This window comes from Acinetobacter genomosp. 33YU, assembly GCF_001990725.1.
GTDB lineage: Bacteria > Pseudomonadota > Gammaproteobacteria > Pseudomonadales > Moraxellaceae > Acinetobacter > Acinetobacter seifertii.
In genome coordinates, this window is the sequence record NZ_LFZQ01000002.1 from 103,542 (window position 1) to 127,005 (window position 23,464).

Below are 23,464 nucleotides of genomic sequence, written 5' to 3' on the forward strand. Positions count from 1 at the left end.
ATCTGTATGTTAAGGTTTATGTATTAAAATCCACTTTTTTGTTTAAAGATCAAACATTTTATTACACTCTTAAGACTGTATTACTCTCTTAAGCGAATAAATTTTGCTGGGTTTCCCCCCACAATATGATAGGGTTCGACATCCTTAGTCACCATACTATTCATACCAATAACGGCATGTTTTCCAATTTTAATACCGTCTTTTATTCCTACATGTGCACCTAACCAAACATCTTGCTCAATTTCAATTCCCTGAGACCGAACAGGCTGTTGGTAAAGTGGACGGTCTAGTTGCATACCATGATCAAATGCATAGAGATGGCAATAAGCAGCTATACGAACTTGATCATGTAGTTTGATGCCAGCTCGCCCACCATCTAAAATACAATGATGGTTAATTGCGACTTCGTTACCAATCTCAAGCGGCCCATGCAAGCTGCTGTCGGCTGCAATAAAGCAATTATCACCAATCTTAATTTTTCGACCAGGCTCGGCAAAAATATGAGCTAAAGGTGAAATAAAACAGTTCTCACCAATCTCGACTGTTTCCATATCCATTAAATAAGCCTGATATTCTTTTTGCCACTCTTCAGCCCATGCACGGTTTTTAGGTTTTAGCGTCCAATATAACCATGGCATATAATTTAAACGATGTTTATGTTGCTCACGGTACTTGAGTAAGGAGTCAGTCATCAGTTAATTCCTCCTCAACTTTTAATTCTTCACGACCACGCGTCACGTCGCGAAGTTTCAAAGCAAGTGGTTCAATTTGGTGGACTTGTAGTCTAGCTTCAATATCTACACCTGTTGCGGTATAAGTTTCTTGGTATTCTATTTGATGCTGTGAAAGTTCATATTGAAAAATAGCCCATTCATTAAAATGACAAGAAAAGTGAATGGTTTTCTTTGCAATGAGTTCAATTCGTTCAGCTAACAATAAGGATTGCCCTGCACAACCACCATAAGCCCGTACTAAACCACCAGTTCCCAGTTTTATACCACCATACCAGCGGTTCACCATGACGATGATATTCGTTAAGTCGTTACCTTCAATAGTCGCCAAAATTGGCCGCCCTGCCGTACCAGATGGCTCGCCATCATCATTAAACCGGACATTATGTCCAATTTTCCACGCCCAACATTGATGTGTGGTCGATATATCTTTATTGAGTTCTAAAAATTCTTTTACTTGTTGCTCATTTTCTACTGGCGCAGCAATTGCCTGAAATCTACTTTTTTTAATTTCTTCTTCAAAGGTAACAGGTGACGCAATCGTAAAAGCCATAAAACAAATAAAGCATAATAAAAATCAAATTATAGCGTGAATTTAATAGAAGCAAACCCATAAAAAAGCCCCGAATTTCGGGGCTTTTACTATTATCTTTCTCGTAATGCTTCTTTCGCTTTATTAAACGGCTTCAGCAAGTAATCCATTACAGTTTTCTCACCCGTACGAATATCTACAGTTGCCACCATACCCGGTGTAATACCAAAAGCTTTACCTTGTTTGTTGTAGAGCTTATCTGTATCAGTGCGGATATAAACACGATAGTAGAACTGATCTTGTTTAACTTCATCACGAATCGTGTCTGGAGAAATAACGGTAACTTTACCTTTTAAACCACCATAAATTGAATAGTCATAAGCTGTGATCTTCACCAAAGCTTCTTGACCCGGACGAATAAATGCAATGTCACGTGGCAAAATACGCGCTTCAATAAGCAATTGTTCATCAATTGGAACAATGGTCATTAACTTGCCATTTTGCGGGATAACACCACCATGCGTTGTCACAGTAATTTCTTTTACAACACCTCGCACAGGCGCTCTAAATACAGCACGATCTAAACTGTCACTACGGCCTAGTACGATTTGTTGTTGAGTTTGGCTATCTGTATTGGCTTTAGATAACTCTTCACGAGCCTTCACATAATACTGGTTACGTGCATCGTTCATTTTATTTTGCAAATCATTTGCTTCACGACGTAAACGTAAAACCTCAACTTCACTCGCTGCGCCTTTCGCAACTAGCGGCTCTGTCATTGCCAGCTCTTGCTGAACCAATTTTAAGGCTTGTCTTAAACCAGATAATGTCTGTTCAAGATCAGCTCTACGAGACTCATACAACGCTGTTTCTTCGTGTACAAGTTTAGGGTCTTTTGCAACGATTTCAGGGAAGACTAACGGTGTGCCATTCACTTCTGCACGTAAACGCGCTGATGTGGCCTGAGCTGCAATTAATAAAGATCTAGACTCACCCACATTTGACGCAAAACGCGTTGGGTCTAACTGAGCAAGAATTTCACCCTTTTGAACAATATCGCCTTCTTGCACATTCAGTTTAGTTAAAATACCGCCTTCTAATGATTGAATCACCTGCTCTTTAGATGATGGAATTACTTTACCTGTACCTGTTGACACTTCTTCTAACTGAAAAAACCATGCCCAAACAAACAAACTAATGAGTCCAATACCTACAATCCAAATCACTAAACTGGCACGTGGTAATGGTGGTTCAGTATAAGATACATTCATTGAACGGGTGAGTTCTTGTTGTGGTTCGCTCATGAATTATCCCCCTTGGCTTACTTGTTTTTGTTGGGCTAATGATTGATTAAGTACTTGATCTCTTGGTCCATCCATCACGATCTTGCCCTCATTCACGACAATAATACGATCGACCAGTTCTAAAACAGCGCGACGGTGTGTCGCCACAACCAATGTTCGATGTGCCAACCACCCTTTAAGGTGATCAATCAGTTGCTTCTCTGCTACATCATCAATCGCTGCTGTTGGTTCATCGAGTAAGAGAATATTAGGTTGACGGATTAATAAACGTGCAAGCAATAAGGCTTGTCTTTGACCGCCAGAAAAACCAACGCCACCTTCTAAAATAAGGTGATCAAGTCCTTCTTTTTTCTCTTGAACAAAAGGAAGTGCCCCTGTCACAACCAATGCACGAAGAATGTCTTCATCCGTTGCAAGCGGTGCGCCTAAGGTTAGATTTTCACGAATCGTACCGTAAAATAAATGAGCATTCTGGTTAAGTAAGCCCATATCACGACGTACATCAGATGGGTCAATTAAAGAAAGATCTAGACCATCTAAATGCACAGCGCCTTGAACTGGAACCTGCATACCAGATAAAAGTTGAAGCAAGGTCGACTTACCTGCACCATTACGACCTAAGATTGCAATTTTTTCACCCGCACGAATCTGCAAATGGCGAATCGCAATACTTGGTTTTGTGTCATCGTCAGTGTATTGGAACAATAGATTTTTTAATTCATAATTTCCGTTTAAGACAGCCTTATGTACTAAATGAGAGCGATCAGCCTGATCGATCGAACGTTGCATGAGTTCATCAAGGCTTTGTTTGGCAACTTTTGCTTGCTGTAAACGACCTAATACCCCTGTAATTTGGGCAATCGGCCCCAGCATACGTGAAGATAAAATTGAACATGCCACTAACGCACCTGTGGTCATTTCGCCATCCATCACGGCAAAACAGCCAACTAAAACCACAATGGCATAGGTTAGACCCTGAATCATTTGGGTCCAAGCCATCAAGGTACCCACAATTTTACGCTGTTTCATACCGATATCGGCTGAAACTTCATTCATGTGATTCCACTGGTTTTGGAAACGTGACTCAGCGCGTAATAGTTTAATGTCTTCAATACCTTGCACCGCTTCCACAAGAATTGCGTTACGGATTGAAGATTCTCTCATACCCTCTTGTGCCAGTTGTGCCAGCTTCTTCTGTACCAAAATACCCGGCAAAATCATGAGAGGCACAACAAGCAACATTACCCAGAATAATTTGCCGCCAATAATGGCAAAAATAGTAATGAATAAGAAAAAGAATGGAAAATCTGCAATTGCACTAATGGTGGTTGACGTCACCAGTTCACGAACACCTTCAAGTTCACGAATCTGGGAAATAAAACTACCTGTAGATTTTGAACGTTCCTTATTTTTAATTCTTAGGGCGTGGCCAAACACACGATCCGAAACACGTAAGTCAGCACGTTTACCGATAATATCGGATAAATAGACCCTTGAAACGCGTAAGGTAAACTCAAAAAGAGCTGCAATCAGTACACCACCTGCCAAAACCCACAAGGTCGGAATTGACTGTGATGGTACAACACGGTCATAGACCTGCATGGAGAAAATAATGGTTGCCAGTGCCAAAATATTGGCAATTAAAGAGGCAAACATAATATCGATGTAACGCTTCCAGTCTCTTAAAACAATTGACCAGAACCAGTTTGCTTCGTATGGCTTGATATATTCATCAATACGCGCATCCGGAATAGACATTTCAGGGCGCAAGATATAGACATTCTTAAGTGTCGTTTTCAGTGCTTCTAAAGATAAGTTCTGAGAAAGACCTTGATCTCCACTGAACTGAATACTGACATTTCCTTGCGTATCCGCCTTATCAATAACCCCGACTTGTCCATCATTAAACTCCACCATAACCGGTAAACGCCATGGGTTTAATAAGTCTAACGAGAATGGTGCCTTACGAAGGTTTAACCCGACCTGACGCGTCATTAACTGCAAGATGTCATCAAGATTCTGGTTTTGGTTCCAATCAAGTTGTAAGCGAATTCTTTCTTCTGACGGTTCTATTCGGTAATGTTTGGCAATAGTTAAGACCGCCTGTAACCAAGGCTGGTAATTTATTTTTGTCATCATGGTTGTACTTCGAACCCCTGAATTGAAATATTATTTAAGCCGTAGGCTTGGCGGGAACGTCCTGTTGCTTCAATGTACTGAACAATGCTGTTATAAATGTCATAGCGTGCTGATTCGAGTTCTGAGTTGGCACTGTGAATAGCTTGTTCGGCATTTAATAAATCGACCAGTGAACGAGTACCAAGCTTGTATTGTTCTTGGTAAAGTTCACGTGTACGAACCGTGGTTGCTTGGCGACTTACCAAAACCTGCATTTGACGCTGTTTATTCTCAATCTGTTCGCGACTGGTTCGAATTTGATCCAGCACATCCATATATACTGAATTTACTTTAGCTTTCGCAGCTTCTTCAGCGTAACTTGCCATTTTTACCTGTGAAGCAGTTGCCCCACCTTGATAAAACTGACTCGTTGCTTCTAGCATGACTGAGCTATATAAACCGTTATCTTTATCGTTATTTGGATTTTTACCATTAATGGCCTGACTAACTGAGCCTTTTACAGCTAAGGTCGGATAGCGAGTTAAACGGGTTTGTTCTTTTTGCGCTTTAGCAACCTCAACACTTGCCTGTGCGGCAATCATTTTAGGAATAGTATTAAACTCAGGCTCACCATATAGGTCAGATTGCTTCACTAAATCATCAGAAATAATCCAACCTGTACGAGTAACATCAGCACCCAATAATGTTCTTAAATGCTGTTGATACTGACGTAACAATGATTGTTGGGCAATTAAAGTTGATTGTGCAGCTTGTAAGTATGACTGTGCCTGAATTGGGTCAGCTTGACTCGCGACACCTGCATTTGCACGCAGGTTAGCAATATCTTGAATTCTTTGAATACCTGCAATTTGCTGCTCAGCAATTTTATTAAGTTGCAGATAACGCTGAATATTGACGATAGTCTGCGCAACATCAAGCGCGAGGGTATCTACGCTGACCAGAACGTTTGCTTGTTCCACCTGAACTTTAGCTTGTTCAACGCTTACACCTGATTTGATTTTACCAAAATCAAAAAGCATTTGAGTGGCAGTTAAAGTGAGTAGCTGCCTTCCTCGTTCTCCAGTGGTCAAGTCACCAGTTGAGACACCTCCGGCAAGTTGGGGATAGTAACCAGCTTTAGCAACGTCAACTCCTGAATTTTGACCTGCTAAAGTTGCAATAGATTGTGAAATATCCGGACTACGCTGAATCGCAATTTTTACTGCATCTTGCAATGTCAGTTTTTTAGAGGGCAAGGCGTTAAAAGATGAAGCCGAATTGTCATTAAGTTGAACAGTTGGAAATTCCTGCACAATAGAACGATCTAGCTTAAAATTACTAAGATCTTGCATCTTGGCTACTTTAAAATCATCACTACTTTTCGGGACAAAAAGTTGTGACAAGTTATCTTTCAGGGTGTGATATTGCTCACTTGGTTTAGCAGCATATATCACGACAGGTACATGTAGTGAACTTAAAAGCATTAGCCCTTTCAGGAAAGCTTGCTTTCTACATTTCCCTTTCTTTCTTTTCTGGTTATATCCAATCATGCTTATCTTGTTGATGTTGTTTGTTATCGTTTAAAAGCATCTCCATTCTACAGAGTTTTTTAGTTAAAACAGCATAATTGGCGGAATAAATCACACATTATTTTTTTATTAAATGAGTGGTATATATTATTGTTTTTATTTACAAAACCTCCAAAAAACAAAAAAGAGGCCTTGACCTCTTTTTAACCAAACAGATTAGTGGCTTTAACTAAACTGTAAAATCATCACCCAAATAGACTTTACGAACTTGTTCATCGTCTAAAATCTCTTGTGGCGTACCTTCTGCAATTACTGAGCCTTCACTCACGATATATGCACGCTCACAGATTGCTAAAGTTTCACGAACGTTATGATCTGTAATGAGTACGCCAATGCCACGATCTTTTAAGGTCTGAATAATGTCTTTGATATCACCGACTGAAATTGGATCGACACCCGCAAATGGTTCATCTAAAAGCATAAATTTAGGGTCAGCTGCTAAAGCACGTGCAATCTCTGCACGGCGACGTTCACCACCCGATACACTCATTCCTAATGAATCTTTAATATGACTAATTTTAAAGTCATTTAATAACTCATGAAGACGTTGTTGACGTTGCTGTTTATTCAAATCTTTACGCGTTTCTAAAATCGACATAATATTTTCAGCAATTGTCAGTTTTCTAAAAATAGAGGCTTCTTGAGGTAAATAACCAATACCTTTACGTGCACGCTCATGCATCGCCAAATCGGACATATCTAAGTCGTCAAGATGGATCTCGCCTTTATCCATGCGTACCAGTCCAACGACCATATAGAAGCTCGTCGTTTTACCAGCGCCATTAGGACCAAGCAAACCAACAATCTGTCCACTTTGCATACTAAAAGAGACGTCTTTAACTACCCAACGCTTACTATAGTTTTTTGCTAAGTGCTTAATACACAAAGTTTGCGGTTGTTGAAGAGCTTGCTGCATTAGTCACGCGCTCCTGGGAAACTTTTTGAACTTGACGGTGGAATAATAATTTGTACGCGGTTTGAAGAAGAGCCTTGAGCTTCGACATCACCTTTATTCATACTATATTTCAGAGAGTTACCACGAATACTTGAACCATCTTGATATAAATATGCACCACCAGACAAAGTAATAATGCCAGTATCAGCATTATAAACAATGGTCTGACCCTCACCACGCGCTAAGCCTTTATTCGCGTTCACTTGCTGCTGAAACTTAGCAGGTCTCCCCTTTGCAGTGATAACCTGAATTTCACGTTTCGAGTTAAGATTAGCAACAATCGAATCTGCTTGTAGCTTCATCGTACCTTGCTCAATCACAACATTACCGGTATAAGTCGTCAAACCAGTTTTTTCATTATATGTTGCGCGGTCTGCAACCAATGAAATTTGTTGATTACGGTCAGACGGCAAAGCAAACGTCGAAGCAGATGTTAAAGCAACGAATGTAATTACCGCAGCTTGTTTTAGGAAAGCTGAAGAACGTTTTAAATTAAGACTTTGGTGCATACTTTCCTCGAATATTAAAAAATTCGTACTGACCGTTATTCAAATTGCCTTTTAATCCTTTACTCACAAACTCGCCTTGTGGAGACTGAACAATCACTTGATGATTGGTTTCAATATCTTTGTTTTTTGGATAGGCAGTTAACTGATCGGTTTGAAACTCAATTGTTCCTTGAGGTGCAATCTTAGTTGCAACCACATCACCCGATAAGACAACCTTTTGATTATCATCATAGCCATAAGCTTGTTTAGCAAAGAATGTTGCATCAACTTTACCTAATTTATACATAGAGGCATTAAGTTGATCCAACTTCGACGTTTTTTGTTGCATATCCTGTTCAAGCTGACGAACTTCAGCACGAACATACAAATTGCCTTTGTCATCAGTTTGAGTCAAATGGACGCCCTGCGCCGAATAAGTCATATTCTTCGCCGAACCAATGTCCAGTTTTTTTGCCTTGCCACTATAGTAGTAGTAACCACCACTTACAGCAGCAACCACTACAGCAACAATATATAAAACTCTGGTATCCATGAGCAGGAATAGCCTACCTTTTTAAGTAATCTTGTTATTAATGCGGTACTGCAAGATATTTTTCAAGAAGTTCTTGGTAAATGCCTTTTGCGATCAGCAACATATCACAGACTTCACGTACAGCTCCACGACCACCCATCGCTTGGGTAACCAAGTGTGCACGGCGACGCACTTCTTCATGTCCATTTGGCACAGTAACGTTCATTCCTGCAATCGCAAAAGCCGAAAGATCAGGCCAATCATCGCCCATATATAAGCAATCAGAAGGCAAAATATTAAACTGTGCACAAGCTTCGCGAAGTGCTGAGCCTTTGTCTTCACGACCCTGAAAAACAAGGTCCACACCCAAATCAGACATTCGTTTGTCAACGATATTACTTTTTCGACCAGTAATGATAATGACTTTCATACCTGCTTTTTGAACAAGTTTCATGCCTAAACCATCACGAATATCGAATGATTTAATTTCATCACCCGTATTGGTTAATGTAACAAAGCCATCGCTCAAAATACCATCAACATCCAGAACCAATGCCTGCAAATGACGTGCTTGTTCTAACAATGCATACGATGCCATGAATTAATTCACCCCTGCCTGAATAAGGTCATGCATACTAATTACACCAATCACTTTGTTTTGGTCATCGACCACCACAAACTGACTAATTTTTTTCTGGTTAAGCTGTTGTAACGCTTCTACAGCACGTGCTTCTTGAGAAATAGTTGACGGTTTTTTTGTCATCACATCAGAAACAGGTAAATTCACATCAAAACCTTGCTGTTTATCAATGAGGCGACGTAAGTCACCATCTGTAAAAATACCGAGCAAATGATCTTGTTCATCAACAATCGTCGTTAAACCCAAACGCTTATTCGAAATTTCATAAAGCACTTGATTCATTGGGGTTTCTGGCGAAACTTTTGGTAGCTCATCGCCTGTATGCATTAAATGTTTTACATGTAAAAGTAAACGCTTACCCAATGCTCCAGCCGGATGCGAACGAGCAAAATCATCAGCAGTAAAACCACGTGCTTCTAGTAATGCAACGGCCAAAGCATCACCTAATACTAATGTTGCCGTCGTACTTGATGTAGGTGCCAAACCTAAAGGACAAGCTTCATCAGACTCACCTAAAGTTAAAGCAATATCCGCATTTTGTGGCATTGGGCCTTTATCAGTACGGCTAATCGTAATCATAGGTACGCCAAGATGTTTAATCAGCGGCATGAGCATCATGATTTCATCACTTTTTCCAGAGTTGGAAATTGCAATAAGCACATCACCACGAACCAACATACCTAAATCGCCATGGCCTGCTTCACCAGGATGCATAAAGAAAGACGGCGTCCCTGTAGAGGCAAATGTTGCCGCCATTTTTCGACCAATATGCCCAGATTTACCCATACCTGTAATCACAACACGACCTTTACACTGCAACAGTACTTCGCAAGCACGGTTAAAACGGTCATCAATTTGTGTTGCTAATACATCTATGGCTTGTTGCTCAATGCGCAATGTAGCTAATGCACTGCTTTGGAAATCTGTAGGATTAGGCATACGAGTGTGACTCAAAATAATTGATCTGATCTCTCTATTGAGATCGGTGATTTTAATCAAAAGATTTGGGGGCATTCTAGCATAACTCAATCAGTTACACGTTTTTAAATGTATAAGATTTCACAAGCTTATAAAATTAATGCATAAAACTTTTTTAAAAATGATGCATAAGTTATGATGTAACACTATTTTTGTTGAGTGTTTGAAAACCCTTATGCAACCATTTGTTTTATATAACTCTGAGCAACGAAAAAAAGTTGAATTTGTACCTCGCAAAGAAGGTCACATCGATATGTACGTCTGCGGTATGACCGTTTACGACTACTGTCATATCGGACACGCTCGAGTTATGGTTGCATTTGACTACATTATTCGTTTCTTACGTAGTCAAGGGTGGAATGTTCGCTACATTCGCAACATTACTGATATTGACGACAAAATCATCAAACGTGCTCAAGAAAATGGTGAAACCATCCAACAGCTCACCACTCGTTTCATCGATGCTATGAATGAAGATGCAGCCAATTTAGGTTGTGCTGCACCCGATGAAGCACCGAAAGCGACTGAATATATCGACCAGATGCAAAATATGATTGGCAATTTAGTCAATAAAGGCGCTGCCTACCCTGCTTCAAACGGCGATGTTTATTTTGAAGTGACCAAATTTGAAAAATATGGTCGCCTTTCTGGCCGTAAGCTTGATGATATGCAAGCTGGTGCAAGTGAACGTGTCGATGTAGAAGTTGAGAAGAAACACCCTTTTGACTTTGTACTTTGGAAACATGCAAAAGAAAACGAACCATCTTGGGCATCTCCTTGGGGTAATGGTCGTCCGGGTTGGCACATCGAATGTTCTGCAATGTCGACTTGCTGCTTAGGCAATCACTTTGACATTCATGGTGGTGGTTCAGATTTAATGTTCCCGCACCATGAAAATGAAATTGCTCAAAGTGAAGCTTCAACTGGTGAGCAATATGTGAACTATTGGATGCATGTTGGCTTTATTAACGTTGATGGTGAAAAGATGTCTAAGTCTTTAGGCAACTTCTTCACGATTCGTGATGTAATGGAGAAGTTCCACCCTGAAGTGATTCGCTACTTTATTGTGTCTTCACACTATCGTAGTCCTGTGAACTTCTCTGATGTAGCGCTTAAAGAAGCAAAAACTTCTTTAACTCGTTTCTATCATTCATTTAAAGCTTATCAACAAGTGTATGGTCAAAAGACAACTGAAACGCTTGATCAGAGTTTTATTGAACGCTTTAACAACGCAATGTGTGACGATTTCAATACGGCTGAAGCAATGGCAGTATTGTTTGAACTCAACAAAGAGTTAAACCGTGCTGTAAAAGAAGAGCAAGCTGAGCAAGCAACTGTGCTTTATTCGACTTTACGTCACCTCACCAACATTTTAGGTTTGGTACAACACAATGTAGATGATTTCTTAAAATCAGATATTGGACAAGAAGCGCTTGCTTTATCTGATACGGAAATTGAAGATTTCATTCAACAACGTGTTGATGCGAAAAAAGCGAAAGACTTTGCGAAAGCAGATGGTATTCGTCAGTCTTTGCTCGACAAAGGTGTGGTACTTGAAGATACGCGTCAAGGTACAGTTTGGCGTCGTGCTGATTAAACGTTCAATTAGATCACAAGAGTGTTGACACTTTAATGAAACACTCTATAATGTGCTCACATTGCGGGAATAGCTCAGTTGGTAGAGCATAACCTTGCCAAGGTTGGGGTCGCGAGTTCGAGTCTCGTTTCCCGCTCCAAAATTCAAAAACCACTTAATTCGAAAGAATTAGGTGGTTTTTTTTATTGGCTATGTATAAATTTAGAGAAGTTTTACCACTCTTCTTTGCATACAAAAAAGCTTCTATATTTGTAAGATTAAAATTTTTTAATTCTTTATATGTCCAATTTGTTGTAAATAGGCGACGACCATTAACTTTAAATGAGACTCTAATACCTGCTCCACTTTATCTGTTACCTGATTTTCAAGCACTCTTCTTATTAATCCCATAATTGCACCTAAAACAAACTCAGCGACGATCTGACTATCATCAAACTCAATATCCGAAGCACTCTCTAATAAATTTGAAATAGCAGCTAACATACGGTCATTCATTCGCTTTGAAAGATCCAATCCCCCTCTTTCTCCTGAAATAGCATATAGCGCCTTTGATTCCTCAGGATTACTCAACTTTGCCAAGATTATTTCATCGACTAAAGCTGAGATTAGGGTCTTAATTGAAGTCTTTTCATATTTCAGGCAAAGCTCTTCAATTTTTTCAGCAACGCTATCAAGATGACGTTGCAAAACTGCAGCTAATAAAGAATCTCTGTTTGGATAGTATTGGTAAATACTACCGACTGATACACCCGCTCTTTCAGCAATACGTGTGGTATTACATTTTACAATTCCTTCTTTGAGTAAAACCTGAATGGTTGCTTCATGAAGAACTTCTATTGTTGCTGTTGAACGCGCCTGAACTGGTGATTTTCGTGGCTTCAGAGCAGTTTTATTTATGGACATAAAATGCGAATTCCAAATGTGAAGGATTCTTCATAAACTTTATCTTTAACAATATTGAAAGTAAAGTCTGAGGAAAACTTATGTCCGATCTTATAAATCTTTCCGACACATACAAACTTGGAAATAAAATTGTAAATAGAATGGGCTATGGTGCAATGCAACTGGCAGGTCACCATGCATTTGGACCACCAAAAGATAAAAATGCTGCAATAAATGTCCTAAAAACCGCCATCGAGTTAGGTATTAATCATATCGATACCAGCGATTTTTATGGCCCTCACATAACCAATCAAATCATTCGAGAGGCTCTATATCCTTATCCAGATGATTTTACCATTGTCACAAAAATTGGAGCAAAGCGTGGAGAAGATGCTTCTTGGCTACCAGCTTTTTCTGCAGAACAAATTGAAAAAGATGTACATGATAATTTGCGTAATTTGGGTCTACAAACTTTAGATGTTGTAAACTTTCGAGCAATGTTTAACCCCATGATGCCTTCCGAAGGTTCCATTGAGGAAGTAGTTGTTGTACTGGCTAAATTAAAAGAAGAAGGTTTAATTCAACATATTGGATTAAGCAATGTTACAGAAGCTCAAATTATTGAAGCTGAAAAAATCACAGATATTGCTTGTGTACAAAACCAATATAATTTGTTCAATCGTCAAGATGATGTATTAATTGATCAACTAGCTAAGAAAGGAATTTGTTATGTACCCTTTTTTCCGCTAGGTGGTTTTACACCTTTTCAATCAGATACATTATCTGCTATAGCAAATGATCTTGGTGCAACTCCGAAACAAGTCGCATTGGCATGGCTATTAAAACGATCACCTAATATCTTATTAATTCCCGGCACATCATCGGTAGCTCATTTAGAAGAAAATATTGGTGCTTCCAAATTGATATTATCAGATGAAGTCTACAATTTACTAAGCTCTTTAAATAACAGCTAATTGTTTGACTGGAAGTAAGTTCCAGCCAATGCCCATATTCTAAGATTTAAACCACTTAATTTGAGAGAGAGTTAGGTGGTTTTTAGCTATTAGTATTCAAAATCTATGTTAGAACCTTTTATAACTGTAAAGACACTACTACCTTCTTTATTGACTCAATTTCATATATACTGGCTTTAGTATGAGATGAGCCTTATATAGTTCATTGCTAGATCAATGAATGACTAAGCCCTTAGCTTTCGAGCAAGGGCTTTTTTACGCCTAAAATAAAGTATTAACAATATTTCATTTAACCTTTTGCACTTGAGTATCTGAACCTCTGAGCACTTTTCCATCTTGTCCAACGGGTGCCATAAATGGAATTTGCTGACCTGTATTTTTATCGATTAATAGAGAATGACGCTCACCACTTTCAAATAAGTTATACTCTCCCCATTGTCGTAAAGCTACCACTACTGGAAACAAACTTTCTCCTTTAGTAGTCAACACATACTCCTGATAAGCCGTACCATCAGAAGCATCTTGCATTTCAAGAACACCAGCATCAACTAACTTTTTCAGTCGATCAGAAAGAATATTTCTAGCCACTCCTAAGCTCTGCTGAAAATCTTTAAAACGGCGCATTCCATCAAAAGCATCACGCACAATAAGCAGTGACCATCGGTCTCCTATAATGTTGACGCAGCGCGCAACAGGACAAGGCTCATCTTTTAACAATGTAGAGTTCGTCATTGAGTTTCCTTATCAATAATCAGTAACAAGCCATCCAGTTGCATTTTAAAACTAGTAGACTTAACATTCAACTAGTTGCATTTTAAAACCAGATTAAATGGATTTAGGCCATGAAAGCTTCTCTTGCATCTTCTACTTCACACGCCAAAAGTGATAAACCGCTTTCAAGCATGCCTCGTGGCGTAATTTTGCTGTTTGCTATAGCCAGTGGTGTGAGTGTGGCAAATGTCTATTACGCGCAGCCTTTGCTCGACATATTGGCTAAAGACTTTAATGTTAGCCATGCCTCCATAGGTGGTGTAGTGACAGCCACACAAATTGGCTGCGCTCTTGCCCTATTGTTTCTAGTACCGTTGGGTGATCTTGTAAATCGACGTCGATTAATGACCCTACAATTACTGGCTTTAGTATCTGCATTGCTCGTGGTTGCCTTTGCTCATTCTGTAAGTGTTCTATTGGCAGGAATGCTTGCTGTCGGGTTACTCGGCACAGCCATGACTCAAGGACTAATTGCTTATGCTGCAAGTGCTGCTGCCCCACATGAGCAAGGACATATAGTAGGTACTGCACAAAGTGGTGTGTTTATAGGCTTACTGCTTGCCCGAATATTTTCAGGAGGAATTAGCGATATTGCTGGTTGGCGTGGTGTGTACTTTTGCGCAGCAATACTTATGCTCATCCTTGCGTTGCCACTTTGGAAGCGCCTTCCGCATTTAAAAACTCAGCCTGTTAACATGCGCTACCTACAGCTTTTAACATCAATGTTCAAACTGCTTCGCCAAGAGAAAGTTTTACAAGTACGCGGTGTTTTAGCTTTACTCATGTTCGCGGCGTTTAATATTTTTTGGAGCGCGTTGGTACTACCGTTAAGTGCACCACCATATAGTTTTTCGCACACTATAATTGGGGCTTTTGGACTTGTCGGGGCTCTAGGTGCATTAGCTGCCGCACGAGCTGGGCACTGGGCTGACCACGGTTATGGTCAACGCACAAGCGCCATAGCACTCTTAATATTGCTAAGCGCATGGGTACCACTCTCGCTCATGGACTACTCAATTTGGGCGCTCATAATTGGCATAGTATTGTTAGATTTAGGTGGACAAGCTCTGCATGTAACCAACCAGAGTATGATTTTTCGTACTCATCCAGAAGCGCATAGTCGGCTCGTTGGGCTATACATGCTCTTTTACGCGGTAGGAAGTGGGCTAGGTGCGATTAGCACAACTGTTACTTATGCTTATGCTGGATGGCTGGGCGTATGTACACTCGGTGCAAGTGTTAGTTGTTTGGCGCTATTATTTTGGTGGATAACACGTAAAGTCTCTTAAATATCGATAAAATTTAGCCTCAAATAAAAAAACCACATCACCCAACAGAGTAATGCGGTCTTTTTTAAGAGTTAATTTAATGAGCTGTCTGTGCTGCTTTAGGTTTAAAGACCGTTAAACAAATCACAATAAAAGCAAACAAAACGAAAGATGCGCTAAATCTACTTAGCTATAACCCACCATGTGCAATGGATTTATCGAGGAAATCTCCCAATACTGCACCTAGAGGTCTGGTAAGAACAAAGGCCAACCAGAATAATAAGGTTCTTGAGATTTTGGTATAAAAATAGCAAATTGCTAATACCAATAATAAAGTACCAAAAATTAAAGCCGCGCTCGTATAGCCCAACCCTTGGGTATCTGCAGTCCAGTCACCTAATGCTGTCCCTAATGTTTGAGAGAACATGATGGTTAACCAATAGAAAGCTTCGCTTTTAGCAGACTGAATGCTTTTTACCGAAATTGTGCCGCAACTTAAATACCAAACAAACAGAGAGAGGCCTAATAAAATAAGTAATATTAAACTACCCCCTGCATAGCCCACGCCTAAAGTTCGGTCAACAAAATCGGCAATTGTGGTTCCGAGCGTGGTCGTCGCAATAATAGTCGCCCAATAAAAAAATGAATTATAGTTCTTAGCTTTAATTTGCAAGCCAACAAAAACTGCAAATATCACTGCGAAAATAGCTGTACTAATCACATACCCCAAGTTCAGGGACATAGATAGCGCATCTCCAGCTGTCTCGCCCAAAGTTGTGGCAGCAATTTTAATGATCCAGAATAGCAAAGTGACTTCTGGAACTTTACTTAAATTTTTAGATAAACTTTCATGACTTATCATTGTATGTTCTCCAAACATACTTACTGATTCGCCCATATCTAAGAGTTCCAGCCTTAAGCCCAAATTAAGAGTAAAAACAAACTACAAATTTTGCCTATAATGAGTACTTTTAATAACTAGAAGACATAATTAGCCTTTTATTTGTTGTAAACATTTTGCAATGCACAACCGTTTAATAATCATGTCATAAAAGCTAAATGAGCTATAAAGATAGTGGAATACGACACCTATTTTTATAGTATCCGATGCAGCATTTTTTTAAATTATTTAGTTAATTGAAATAAAAAACCTACTCAATGAGTAGGTTCGATTTACATGTAAGTTCAGCTTATAGAACTTTTGATTAAACATTTTTCATGCCACGCCGTTTGAAAGTCTTCGACAGCTTTTGTCTTAGTCAAAGGATCTTCAAATAACTTTGAAGAATATGCTGTATCAATAAGCTGTTGATACAACTGCTTTGCCTCTACTTCTTCAAGATGACTCGCAATCTCTTGTAGTTCAATCACTGGTACATCATGCTGTCTTGCATCCATCACTCCTTTTGCAGCATTTTTCACAAGCTGACAATAGTGAATCTCCATTGTTTCTGATGCCGCATAACATGGAAGTGTGATAGCGCTCATAAAGAGGAATATAAATTTCATAGTCTCACCTTAATTTCACGCGCAAGGGTAGCAATTTATCCTCTAAAATTTAAGTCTCAAAAGATCAACTTTTAAATTAGGCAAACTTCCCCATCACAATATATAAATAAATTCCTAGATTTTTCAGCTAGATTCTTTATCAAGATTACGACCTACTGAATGTATAATTTCTAATTAATTCAAAAAATATATTTTATGACTATCGATTATTTTGCCTCTAAAAGTCATTAAAATTTAAAAATAAATATCGTTTTAATTGCCCTACAGCATATAATTACTATTGCTTACCGCTCTGAAAATTTAAGAAAAACTTAATTAATGAGTAAATTATAACAGTCATCTTATCTGTTATATTTTTTTAAAAAAACTCTGTATCTATGATTACACATCGAATCTGTTCATGATGGTACATATCTAGACACGAGGTAGCTAACATGAATTTTTTGAGAAAGAAAAATAAAGCTAGTTTTGTATTATTTATTATTACTCTCTACTCAATGTTAGGGTTTGGCATCGGCTTTATTATTTGGGAATATTTTCTTAAAATTCATTGATTTAAAAGTTTGAAGTTACGAAGTGAATTTAGTAGAGCTTTCGTTAAGATTAAATACACTAAAATGTTTATTCAGCAAGCACATGGTTAAAGTGACTGTATCAAGTACCTTTCAACGATATGTTATTTCAGTGTTAAAAGGTACTTGGTTAGAAATAAAAATTAGTGTTTGATAATTTCAGCGTTAATCTCTGCACTTATTTCTTTACTACGGTGATACGCTGCTTTTAAAGCAAGTCGAATATCATCAGAAAGATTACCTAATTCAAACATCCGTAATGCAGATTCAGTGATTCCATTAGGTAATGTCACCTTTCCACATAACTCACTTGGCTGAACGTTACTTTTGCGTACCATTTCCACAGCACCCGATGCAGCTTGTAGTGCTAGATCTAAAGCAAATTGCTTATCTAAACCCATAGCCGTACCTGTTTTGATCATACTGTCGAGAATATAAAAGAAATAAGCTGGCCCTGAACCTGATAGCGCAATAATCGCATCAGCATCTGATTCAGAATGCGCCCAATACGTCTTACCCGTTGCTGAATAAATTACCTCAATGACCTCTTTATCTAAAGGTTCCAAGTATTCAGAACCAATCAGCACATGTGTACCGCTATAAGTTAATACTGGGGGGTTAGAAATAATTCGTATAATTTTTTGTGAGCCCGTCATACTCATAAGTTGTTTAATATTCACCCCAGCCATCATCGACACTATAGTTTTATCTACTAACCATTTTTTTAATGGCGCTAGTATGGCTTTTAAGTTTTTGGGATCTAGTAACAGAACAACAATATCAGCCTTTTTTACCTCATGCTGCTTTTGCTTGAGAATGATTTCATTATCAAACTTTACTTCCTCTATAAGATTAATTTTTTCTTTTTGAAATCCCTTTAAAACTAAACCTCCAATCAAAGCTAAAGACAAGTTACTGCTGCCAATAAAGCAAATATTAGGCTGTACTATATTCAACATTTAGAGTTATTTCCTTCCTTTAGATATACTACAAAAAGAAATATTATTTATGACTTAAGTCATAGACCGTTAAAACTATATAAATTTAATAAACTTTTATAAATATTAAGTTTAATTTTACAACAAAGTTATATTCTGAGTTAAGAGTACTCTTCACTCATGACTTTATGAATAACAAAATAACTTAAATTGTTAAAAATATGTAATTAAAAATAATATTTAGCTTATCTCATTTGAGAAATTGAGTCGTTAAATTTAAAGTGCTTTTAATTAAAATTAACTTAAAAATCTTTCTTATTTTTTAATGAAACTCTCGGCAATTTTTAACGCTTCTTGAAATTCTATGTCACTACACACCCAAAAAGATAAAAGCTTCCCATTTAAATGAAAATACTGCTTCTCATATTGAGTTACTTCATCTGAGTGAGGATTTCCTGCACTAAAATAATTTTCGTTATTTTTGCAAACTTTGCCATTTAAAATACCGCCAATACAAATATCCATTTTTATACCAATTATTGATTTAATTTTTCAAACATAAGTTTAATTTTTATATTATATAAATAAAATAATCAACTTATTTGATTTTTCATGTAAAAAAACCCACAAAGGAAGAAGTGGGTTTTTTAACTAAATTAATGATTTTTAAAATTACTTGAGCAATTTACTCTAAAGATAACCCAATAAAATCATCAAATTATATAAATTTAAGCATTATTCACAATAGTGATATTTGATGCTTGTGGGCCTTTTTTACCCTGTGTCACAGTAAACTGAACACGTTGGCCTTCTAAAAGAACTTTAAAGCCTTGTGTTTGAATTTCAGAAAAATGTGCGAAAACATCTTTACCTTCATCAGATTGAATAAAACCAAAACCTTTAGTTTCATTAAACCATTTTACTGTACCAGTAGTATTAGACATAAATTAATCCTAACTTTTAAAAAATTATCATTTGTTATTGGAGAAACCAATTAAACTCAAAAATATGCGTTTACTTAAATATCTTATAAAATACGGAGGATTATAAATAAAACTGCGAAAAGAAAGATTTAGGTTAACAAGAATATTTTTGTAGTTATGCTCGACTATACACGCTTCTTATCGAATTGCAATCTCTATCTCGATTAATTGATTTTTTACTCATTTAGATCGCAGACACCATCTTCTTATTTATTGATTTTAATACTATTTACAAGAAATTTAATTGATTTAATATTGATATATTCATTAGATATATCTCATTTTTTTACACTCTGAAAATTTTTTCTTCTATAGATTTTTAAGGGCTTACTATAAGCTTCATAGTCACTTTGATGAATTACTAAAATATTTTATTATTTTATAAAATATACAGACTTGTATATACATATTATCTCTTCTACTTTAAAGTACGCGTGCAGCTTAATATGTTGATGATAAACAGGAAGTAACCACGTGAACGGTCTTTTAGTATTTATAACCATTGCTTTTCTCACGTTATCCAGCCCCGGACCAGGCGTTTTATTTACAGTAACAAATTCAATTAATTATGGTGTACGAACAGCTTTATTCGGTATTAGTGGTTTAATCATTGGTATGTTTATTATCGCTGTAATTTCTGCAAGTGGTGTTGGACTTATTATTACCAGTAATCCTACCATCTTTACTGTTTTAAAGTTTATTGGAGCCTTTTACTTGATGTACTTAGGCTATAAAAACTTTATCAAAAAGTCCCCTACTAAAGATTTACTTGAAACTGCACATGACGAGAAAGGTATAAAGAAATCGAAACTTTTCTATCAGGGATTATTTGCATCACTACTGAATCCCAAAACAATTGTCTTTTTTATCGCACTTTTTCCACAATTTATTGATATTAAAAAAGAAATATTAAATCAGTTTTTAGTTTTATCTTTAACATTTTGCTTTATTGGTTTTTTAATTCATTTAGTCTATGCCAATTTTTCTTCAATTTTTAAAGAGAAAATGCTCGCTGGGAATAATTTTGCAAAACTAAATAAAGTGAGTGGCTGTATTTTCTTCCTTTTAGCGATTTTACTTATTACTTAGTAAAGTAGTTTTATTTATATAAACCAAACAAAAAACGACCAACTTGTTAAGTTCTTTACAGCCCTTTTGCTTAAAACAGCTTTAGCAAGTTGGTCTTTTTATAAGCTCACACGATTGGCAATCCATCCGAAAAAAAATTGCTCATATTTTGGATTCTTTTCTGTAATTTCAATATAGCGCTGACCTTGCATAATATTAAGGAGACGTACGAGTACCTGCTCACCTTCATGACCGCGCTTATCAACATACATTGATAAAGCCTGCAATGTAGATGGTCCATATTCCCCGTCTAATTTAAGATCTGTCCAGCCCTCTTTTCCTTGGCGATTTAACAAGTTCAAAGCCCGTTGCAGAAGCGGTTTTGTAAAGTTGATTCCACAATTTACCCCAGTATCAAATAGTTCTTCAGCAGTAGTGGGACTGATTAAATTAACTTGATCAAATCTAGGCTCAAGCCAATATTGTTTCTTATAAATCTCTCTTGCGATTTCTAAAGGTAAATCCTTCATTTCACCTTGATATCCATAACTACGAGCAACTGCTTGAGTAATTCCAAATCTTGTCGCTTGGCCAGAGTCCAATGGGTCATTTACATATCCACCTTCACGTTTTATAAGTGCATCTAAATATTGTTCAATATTCATAAGACTGTCCTCATTTATATCACCTACTGTTAGATATTAATTTTGAATATCATCTTTTGCTTTTTTTAAGTCTTTCATCACTTCAACAATGGTTTTTCCTTCTTGTTTATTAATGAAGTTAAATATCCACCTCACAATCGCCCAGCCAGGTAATCCACAAATAAAGAAGAATCCACCTAAAGTAATCATTCCCCATATATCTGTTACCCATTCATGCAAATTCCATTTCATGATAATGAATGAGCCACCTGTCAAGCTTGAGACAATAGTACAAATCAAACCGACTACCCATTCTTGAGGTGAACGAGGAAAACGCATGATTAGAACAACAGCAACAACCAAACTTATTGCTAGGCCAACCATTATTACTGTCCCATAGAGATTAAAAGTAGTCACTAATCCATCAGTCGTTAAAAACTTTCCCATAACTCAATCCTCACAAGCTCTAAAAGGATAAAATCTTATAAACCAATGTTATTTAATACCTTTTTAGAGAAACTATTTAAATAAAATCGCTCAATCTCATAGACCTTTTACCAACACTTAAGCATTGGCATAAGAACAAGAAAAAAGAGTAAAGTTGATGAATTGCTTCACTTTTTTGACCAAAAATTTGACATAACATGCTGCCGTATATCGGAAACTTTTGTGAGTCATTAAATTCTTTGTTAGATTCTTCATGTTCTTGATACCCTTTATCGACGAACATTAAGCCTGATCCACGGAATCGGGCTTTTTTTATTTCATTTTTTGTTTTTGATAGCTGATCTCTATCACTGATTCACTATCGCCATTATTTATATTCTGTCATCCATTGAGGCAGAATAATAATCACTACTTACTAAGCCATTGATAAAAATTAAAAATATATTTAAGTAAAATATTTAGGTCATTCTATCAATGGTTCCTTATAACCGATATTATAACTATAGTTATTATTAGTCAATAACTATAGTTGTTTTACTAAATATAACTTAAGTTATATATTTGTTATAAATTAGCTGGTGCGATCACTATGGCTCTTAAAGACCGTTTAAAAGATTCAAGGATTAAAGCTAAGAAAACTCAGGCAGAAGTTGCTGAAGCAGTAAAAATGTCTCAGCCTGCCTACCAAGCTTTAGAATCGGGAAAGAACTTAAAATCTGCTTTTCTTCCACTTATTGCACAGTTTTTAGGTGTAGATGCTTATTGGCTTACCACTGGTAACTCAGAAGACTCTTTTAAAGAAAGTGATGTGTTTAGTCCTACTGTGGTAAGTCATGATGTAGTAGACCAATATCTGTGGATTGATGTAGTTGAAGCAAGTTTTTCTTGTGGTACAGGTGAATCAATCGAATTTCATTTTGATGCAATTAATGGAAAAATTCCTTTTCCTGCTTCTTTTTTTAAAGAAAAGCGCGTTCCTCAAGAGTGTATGCGGATTATTAAAGCCAAAGGCGATAGCATGACCGATTACATTAAAGATGGGGATTTGGTTGGCATTGATATTTCTCAGACTGAAGTCATTGATGGTGAGATTTATGCTGTTTATTTCGCTGGCGAAGGAATGATTAAACAAATTTTTAAAGAGGCAGATGGTTCTTTAATTTTGCATAGCTTAAATGAAAAATTTAGAGACCGCCGTGTAACTGAAGAGAACGGTAAAAACTTTAAGGTTATGGGCCGTCAGTTCTGGCGAGCAGGTTAATTAAGTTATTAAATATAGTTAAAATAATAATTTCAAAATTTACGTAGACTTTACTTTTTTATAGTTTTAATTATTTCTATACTCTATAAATATAAAAAAACCTATCTCCATAAAAAGAGATAGGTTTTTACGCTTTAGTGCCATGTGTTATCAACAATATGTATTTAAACGATAAAGTTGATTAAAACCAGCATAGAAGCTTTTTCCATCTTGGTTTAGCTCAATTTCTTCGCCTGACTGAAGTTGAATTTTTTTACCAACTTCAACCCAACGATATCCATCGAGAGAGTTTTGTTTACGTACATGAGGAACAATCCTCACATTAATTTCATTACCATTTACGGCTGTGGCAATGTGCCACTCATTTACTATATTCACAATCATTTACTCATCACTGAGCTCATGTGATTTTACGGTATGTAATTAGAACGCTAGATTTAAGGTATGGACAGTTCGTCTAGAATTTAATATTTAGCTTGATATAGGGTTATTTATAAGCTAATTGCTTTTCATGAGTTCGTATCATGAAAAGTGATACATCACAGAGCATAATATTTTTGGATGCGGGAGTCGGATTTGAACCAACGACCTTCGGGTTATGAGCCCGACGAGCTACCAGACTGCTCCACCCCGCAATTGGAAGTAAGCTTTATACGCCTATATATTTTATAAAGCAAACTTTA

Annotated in this window: 25 protein-coding genes, 2 tRNA genes and 1 pseudogene; 7 read left to right on the forward strand and 21 right to left on the reverse strand. The window is 37.2% G+C overall.

Annotated features, from left to right (window positions below):
• Positions 1 to 80: 80 nt before the first annotated feature.
• The 10 genes from AC056_RS01670 to AC056_RS01715 form a co-directional block, all read right to left on the reverse strand.
• On the reverse strand, positions 81 to 692 hold the full coding sequence (locus tag AC056_RS01670; protein WP_077162545.1) for an acyltransferase: 612 nt from the start codon (positions 690 to 692) through the stop codon (positions 81 to 83).
• Positions 685 to 1,284: an IMPACT family protein gene (locus tag AC056_RS01675; RefSeq protein ID WP_004702645.1), complete on the reverse strand. Its 600-nt coding sequence runs from the start codon at positions 1,282 to 1,284 to the stop codon at positions 685 to 687. Before AC056_RS01675 ends, AC056_RS01670 begins: the two co-directional genes overlap by 8 nt.
• Positions 1,285 to 1,376: 92 nt before the next feature.
• Positions 1,377 to 2,567 (reverse strand): HlyD family efflux transporter periplasmic adaptor subunit, encoded by a 1,191-nt coding sequence (locus AC056_RS01680; protein ID WP_019457393.1) that lies wholly within the window; start codon positions 2,565 to 2,567, stop codon positions 1,377 to 1,379.
• A gap of 3 nt (positions 2,568 to 2,570) precedes the next feature.
• Positions 2,571 to 4,706, reverse strand: a complete 2,136-nt coding sequence (locus AC056_RS01685) for a type I secretion system permease/ATPase (protein WP_019457394.1) — start codon at positions 4,704 to 4,706, stop codon at positions 2,571 to 2,573.
• Positions 4,703 to 6,169: a TolC family protein gene (locus tag AC056_RS01690; RefSeq protein ID WP_081410792.1), complete on the reverse strand. Its 1,467-nt coding sequence runs from the start codon at positions 6,167 to 6,169 to the stop codon at positions 4,703 to 4,705. Before AC056_RS01690 ends, AC056_RS01685 begins: the two co-directional genes overlap by 4 nt.
• Positions 6,170 to 6,443: 274 nt before the next feature.
• Complete coding sequence (gene lptB / locus AC056_RS01695; protein ID WP_077162546.1) at positions 6,444 to 7,190, reverse strand: LPS export ABC transporter ATP-binding protein; 747 nt, start codon at positions 7,188 to 7,190, stop codon at positions 6,444 to 6,446.
• Positions 7,190 to 7,738: a lipopolysaccharide transport periplasmic protein LptA gene (gene lptA / locus AC056_RS01700; protein WP_004702651.1), complete on the reverse strand. Its 549-nt coding sequence runs from the start codon at positions 7,736 to 7,738 to the stop codon at positions 7,190 to 7,192. The genes lptB and lptA overlap by 1 nt, the downstream gene beginning before the upstream one ends.
• Positions 7,722 to 8,270 carry an LPS export ABC transporter periplasmic protein LptC gene (lptC, locus tag AC056_RS01705; protein ID WP_077162547.1) on the reverse strand — a complete coding sequence of 183 codons (549 nt, stop codon included), beginning with the start codon at positions 8,268 to 8,270 and terminating at the stop codon, positions 7,722 to 7,724. Before lptC ends, lptA begins: the two co-directional genes overlap by 17 nt.
• Before the next feature lie 37 nt (positions 8,271 to 8,307).
• Positions 8,308 to 8,847: a KdsC family phosphatase gene (locus tag AC056_RS01710; RefSeq protein WP_004702656.1), complete on the reverse strand. Its 540-nt coding sequence runs from the start codon at positions 8,845 to 8,847 to the stop codon at positions 8,308 to 8,310.
• A gap of 3 nt (positions 8,848 to 8,850) precedes the next feature.
• Entirely contained in the window at positions 8,851 to 9,828 is a 978-nt protein-coding gene (locus tag AC056_RS01715) for a KpsF/GutQ family sugar-phosphate isomerase (RefSeq protein ID WP_019457396.1), read from the reverse strand.
• A 214-nt stretch (positions 9,829 to 10,042) separates the two neighbouring features.
• Here AC056_RS01715 and cysS point away from each other — a divergent pair, with 214 nt between their 5' ends.
• Together cysS and AC056_RS01725 are read left to right on the forward strand one after the other, a co-directional pair.
• Positions 10,043 to 11,464, forward strand: coding sequence for a cysteine--tRNA ligase (gene cysS / locus AC056_RS01720; RefSeq protein WP_077162548.1), 1,422 nt, complete (start codon positions 10,043 to 10,045; stop codon positions 11,462 to 11,464).
• Between the two features lie 63 nt (positions 11,465 to 11,527).
• Positions 11,528 to 11,603, forward strand: a tRNA-Gly gene (locus AC056_RS01725).
• Positions 11,604 to 11,731: 128 nt separating this feature from the next.
• Here the strand turns inward: AC056_RS01725 and AC056_RS01730 are convergent.
• A complete protein-coding gene (locus tag AC056_RS01730) occupies positions 11,732 to 12,367 on the reverse strand; it encodes a TetR/AcrR family transcriptional regulator (RefSeq protein ID WP_077162549.1) in 636 nt (211 codons plus the stop codon).
• Positions 12,368 to 12,447: 80 nt separating this feature from the next.
• Here AC056_RS01730 and AC056_RS01735 point away from each other — a divergent pair, with 80 nt between their 5' ends.
• Positions 12,448 to 13,320: an aldo/keto reductase family oxidoreductase gene (locus AC056_RS01735; RefSeq protein ID WP_077162550.1), complete on the forward strand. Its 873-nt coding sequence runs from the start codon at positions 12,448 to 12,450 to the stop codon at positions 13,318 to 13,320.
• 285 nt (positions 13,321 to 13,605) lie between these two features.
• Here AC056_RS01735 and AC056_RS01740 read toward each other — a convergent pair whose 3' ends face one another.
• Entirely contained in the window at positions 13,606 to 14,052 is a 447-nt protein-coding gene (locus AC056_RS01740) for a winged helix-turn-helix transcriptional regulator (RefSeq protein ID WP_077162551.1), read from the reverse strand.
• 110 nt (positions 14,053 to 14,162) lie between these two features.
• Between AC056_RS01740 and AC056_RS01745 the strand changes: the two genes are divergently transcribed.
• Positions 14,163 to 15,380 (forward strand): MFS transporter, encoded by a 1,218-nt coding sequence (locus AC056_RS01745; RefSeq protein ID WP_077162552.1) that lies wholly within the window; start codon positions 14,163 to 14,165, stop codon positions 15,378 to 15,380.
• A gap of 76 nt (positions 15,381 to 15,456) precedes the next feature.
• Here the strand turns inward: AC056_RS01745 and AC056_RS01750 are convergent.
• A pseudogene (locus AC056_RS01750) lies at positions 15,457 to 16,221 on the reverse strand (hypothetical protein).
• Positions 16,222 to 16,544: 323 nt separating this feature from the next.
• A complete protein-coding gene (locus AC056_RS01755; RefSeq protein WP_004702672.1) occupies positions 16,545 to 16,868 on the reverse strand; it encodes a hypothetical protein in 324 nt (107 codons plus the stop codon).
• Between the two features lie 434 nt (positions 16,869 to 17,302).
• Here AC056_RS01755 and AC056_RS01760 point away from each other — a divergent pair, with 434 nt between their 5' ends.
• Positions 17,303 to 17,422: a hypothetical protein gene (locus tag AC056_RS01760; RefSeq protein WP_077162553.1), complete on the forward strand. Its 120-nt coding sequence runs from the start codon at positions 17,303 to 17,305 to the stop codon at positions 17,420 to 17,422.
• 161 nt (positions 17,423 to 17,583) lie between these two features.
• On the opposite strand, the gene AC056_RS01765 is transcribed toward AC056_RS01760, so the two are convergent.
• From AC056_RS01765 to AC056_RS01775, 3 genes are all read right to left on the reverse strand, one after another.
• Positions 17,584 to 18,399, reverse strand: coding sequence for a pyrroline-5-carboxylate reductase family protein (locus AC056_RS01765; RefSeq protein WP_077162554.1), 816 nt, complete (start codon positions 18,397 to 18,399; stop codon positions 17,584 to 17,586).
• Positions 18,400 to 18,693: 294 nt separating this feature from the next.
• A complete protein-coding gene (locus AC056_RS01770; RefSeq protein WP_077162555.1) occupies positions 18,694 to 18,903 on the reverse strand; it encodes a hypothetical protein in 210 nt (69 codons plus the stop codon).
• Between the two features lie 203 nt (positions 18,904 to 19,106).
• Positions 19,107 to 19,322 (reverse strand): cold-shock protein, encoded by a 216-nt coding sequence (locus AC056_RS01775; protein ID WP_004702680.1) that lies wholly within the window; start codon positions 19,320 to 19,322, stop codon positions 19,107 to 19,109.
• Positions 19,323 to 19,835: 513 nt separating this feature from the next.
• On the opposite strand from AC056_RS01775, the gene AC056_RS01780 reads away from it, so the two are divergent.
• Positions 19,836 to 20,450: a LysE family translocator gene (locus AC056_RS01780; RefSeq protein WP_077162556.1), complete on the forward strand. Its 615-nt coding sequence runs from the start codon at positions 19,836 to 19,838 to the stop codon at positions 20,448 to 20,450.
• Positions 20,451 to 20,548: 98 nt separating this feature from the next.
• Here the strand turns inward: AC056_RS01780 and AC056_RS01785 are convergent, their stop codons facing one another.
• Positions 20,549 to 21,094 (reverse strand): glycoside hydrolase family 108 protein, encoded by a 546-nt coding sequence (locus tag AC056_RS01785; RefSeq protein ID WP_077162557.1) that lies wholly within the window; start codon positions 21,092 to 21,094, stop codon positions 20,549 to 20,551.
• A gap of 36 nt (positions 21,095 to 21,130) precedes the next feature.
• Entirely contained in the window at positions 21,131 to 21,520 is a 390-nt protein-coding gene (locus tag AC056_RS01790; RefSeq protein WP_077162558.1) for a hypothetical protein, read from the reverse strand.
• Between the two features lie 589 nt (positions 21,521 to 22,109).
• Between AC056_RS01790 and AC056_RS01800 the strand changes: the two genes are divergently transcribed.
• Entirely contained in the window at positions 22,110 to 22,781 is a 672-nt protein-coding gene (locus AC056_RS01800) for an XRE family transcriptional regulator (protein ID WP_004702689.1), read from the forward strand.
• A 150-nt stretch (positions 22,782 to 22,931) separates the two neighbouring features.
• Here the strand turns inward: AC056_RS01800 and AC056_RS01805 are convergent, their stop codons facing one another.
• Together AC056_RS01805 and AC056_RS01810 are read right to left on the reverse strand one after the other, a co-directional pair.
• Positions 22,932 to 23,165: a hypothetical protein gene (locus AC056_RS01805; RefSeq protein WP_002119938.1), complete on the reverse strand. Its 234-nt coding sequence runs from the start codon at positions 23,163 to 23,165 to the stop codon at positions 22,932 to 22,934.
• 174 nt (positions 23,166 to 23,339) lie between these two features.
• Positions 23,340 to 23,416: transfer RNA gene (locus tag AC056_RS01810), tRNA-Met, on the reverse strand.
• Positions 23,417 to 23,464: the final 48 nt, after the last annotated feature.

Excerpts from the sequence above, each read along its gene's own strand:
- AC056_RS01765 (WP_077162554.1), bottom strand. The coding sequence starts at position 18,399 with ATGTTGAATATAGTACAGCCTAATATTTGCTTTATTGGCAGCAGTAAC.
- AC056_RS01800 (WP_004702689.1), top strand. The coding sequence starts at position 22,110 with ATGGCTCTTAAAGACCGTTTAAAAGATTCAAGGATTAAAGCTAAGAAA.
- AC056_RS01715 (WP_019457396.1), bottom strand. The coding sequence starts at position 9,828 with ATGCCTAATCCTACAGATTTCCAAAGCAGTGCATTAGCTACATTGCGC.
- lptC (WP_077162547.1), bottom strand. The coding sequence starts at position 8,270 with ATGGATACCAGAGTTTTATATATTGTTGCTGTAGTGGTTGCTGCTGTA.
- AC056_RS01685 (WP_019457394.1), bottom strand. The coding sequence starts at position 4,706 with ATGATGACAAAAATAAATTACCAGCCTTGGTTACAGGCGGTCTTAACT.
- AC056_RS01805 (WP_002119938.1), bottom strand. The coding sequence starts at position 23,165 with ATGATTGTGAATATAGTAAATGAGTGGCACATTGCCACAGCCGTAAAT.
- AC056_RS01775 (WP_004702680.1), bottom strand. The coding sequence starts at position 19,322 with ATGTCTAATACTACTGGTACAGTAAAATGGTTTAATGAAACTAAAGGT.
- AC056_RS01690 (WP_081410792.1), bottom strand. The coding sequence starts at position 6,169 with ATGCTTTTAAGTTCACTACATGTACCTGTCGTGATATATGCTGCTAAA.
- AC056_RS01735 (WP_077162550.1), top strand. The coding sequence starts at position 12,448 with ATGTCCGATCTTATAAATCTTTCCGACACATACAAACTTGGAAATAAA.
- lptA (WP_004702651.1), bottom strand. The coding sequence starts at position 7,738 with ATGCACCAAAGTCTTAATTTAAAACGTTCTTCAGCTTTCCTAAAACAA.
- AC056_RS01710 (WP_004702656.1), bottom strand. The coding sequence starts at position 8,847 with ATGGCATCGTATGCATTGTTAGAACAAGCACGTCATTTGCAGGCATTG.
- AC056_RS01670 (WP_077162545.1), bottom strand. The coding sequence starts at position 692 with ATGACTGACTCCTTACTCAAGTACCGTGAGCAACATAAACATCGTTTA.
- AC056_RS01760 (WP_077162553.1), top strand. The coding sequence starts at position 17,303 with ATGAATTTTTTGAGAAAGAAAAATAAAGCTAGTTTTGTATTATTTATT.
- AC056_RS01740 (WP_077162551.1), bottom strand. The coding sequence starts at position 14,052 with ATGACGAACTCTACATTGTTAAAAGATGAGCCTTGTCCTGTTGCGCGC.
- AC056_RS01755 (WP_004702672.1), bottom strand. The coding sequence starts at position 16,868 with ATGAAATTTATATTCCTCTTTATGAGCGCTATCACACTTCCATGTTAT.
- AC056_RS01790 (WP_077162558.1), bottom strand. The coding sequence starts at position 21,520 with ATGGGAAAGTTTTTAACGACTGATGGATTAGTGACTACTTTTAATCTC.
- lptB (WP_077162546.1), bottom strand. The coding sequence starts at position 7,190 with ATGCAGCAAGCTCTTCAACAACCGCAAACTTTGTGTATTAAGCACTTA.
- cysS (WP_077162548.1), top strand. The coding sequence starts at position 10,043 with ATGCAACCATTTGTTTTATATAACTCTGAGCAACGAAAAAAAGTTGAA.
- AC056_RS01770 (WP_077162555.1), bottom strand. The coding sequence starts at position 18,903 with ATGGATATTTGTATTGGCGGTATTTTAAATGGCAAAGTTTGCAAAAAT.
- AC056_RS01785 (WP_077162557.1), bottom strand. The coding sequence starts at position 21,094 with ATGAATATTGAACAATATTTAGATGCACTTATAAAACGTGAAGGTGGA.
- AC056_RS01730 (WP_077162549.1), bottom strand. The coding sequence starts at position 12,367 with ATGTCCATAAATAAAACTGCTCTGAAGCCACGAAAATCACCAGTTCAG.
- AC056_RS01680 (WP_019457393.1), bottom strand. The coding sequence starts at position 2,567 with ATGAGCGAACCACAACAAGAACTCACCCGTTCAATGAATGTATCTTAT.
- AC056_RS01745 (WP_077162552.1), top strand. The coding sequence starts at position 14,163 with ATGAAAGCTTCTCTTGCATCTTCTACTTCACACGCCAAAAGTGATAAA.
- AC056_RS01675 (WP_004702645.1), bottom strand. The coding sequence starts at position 1,284 with ATGGCTTTTACGATTGCGTCACCTGTTACCTTTGAAGAAGAAATTAAA.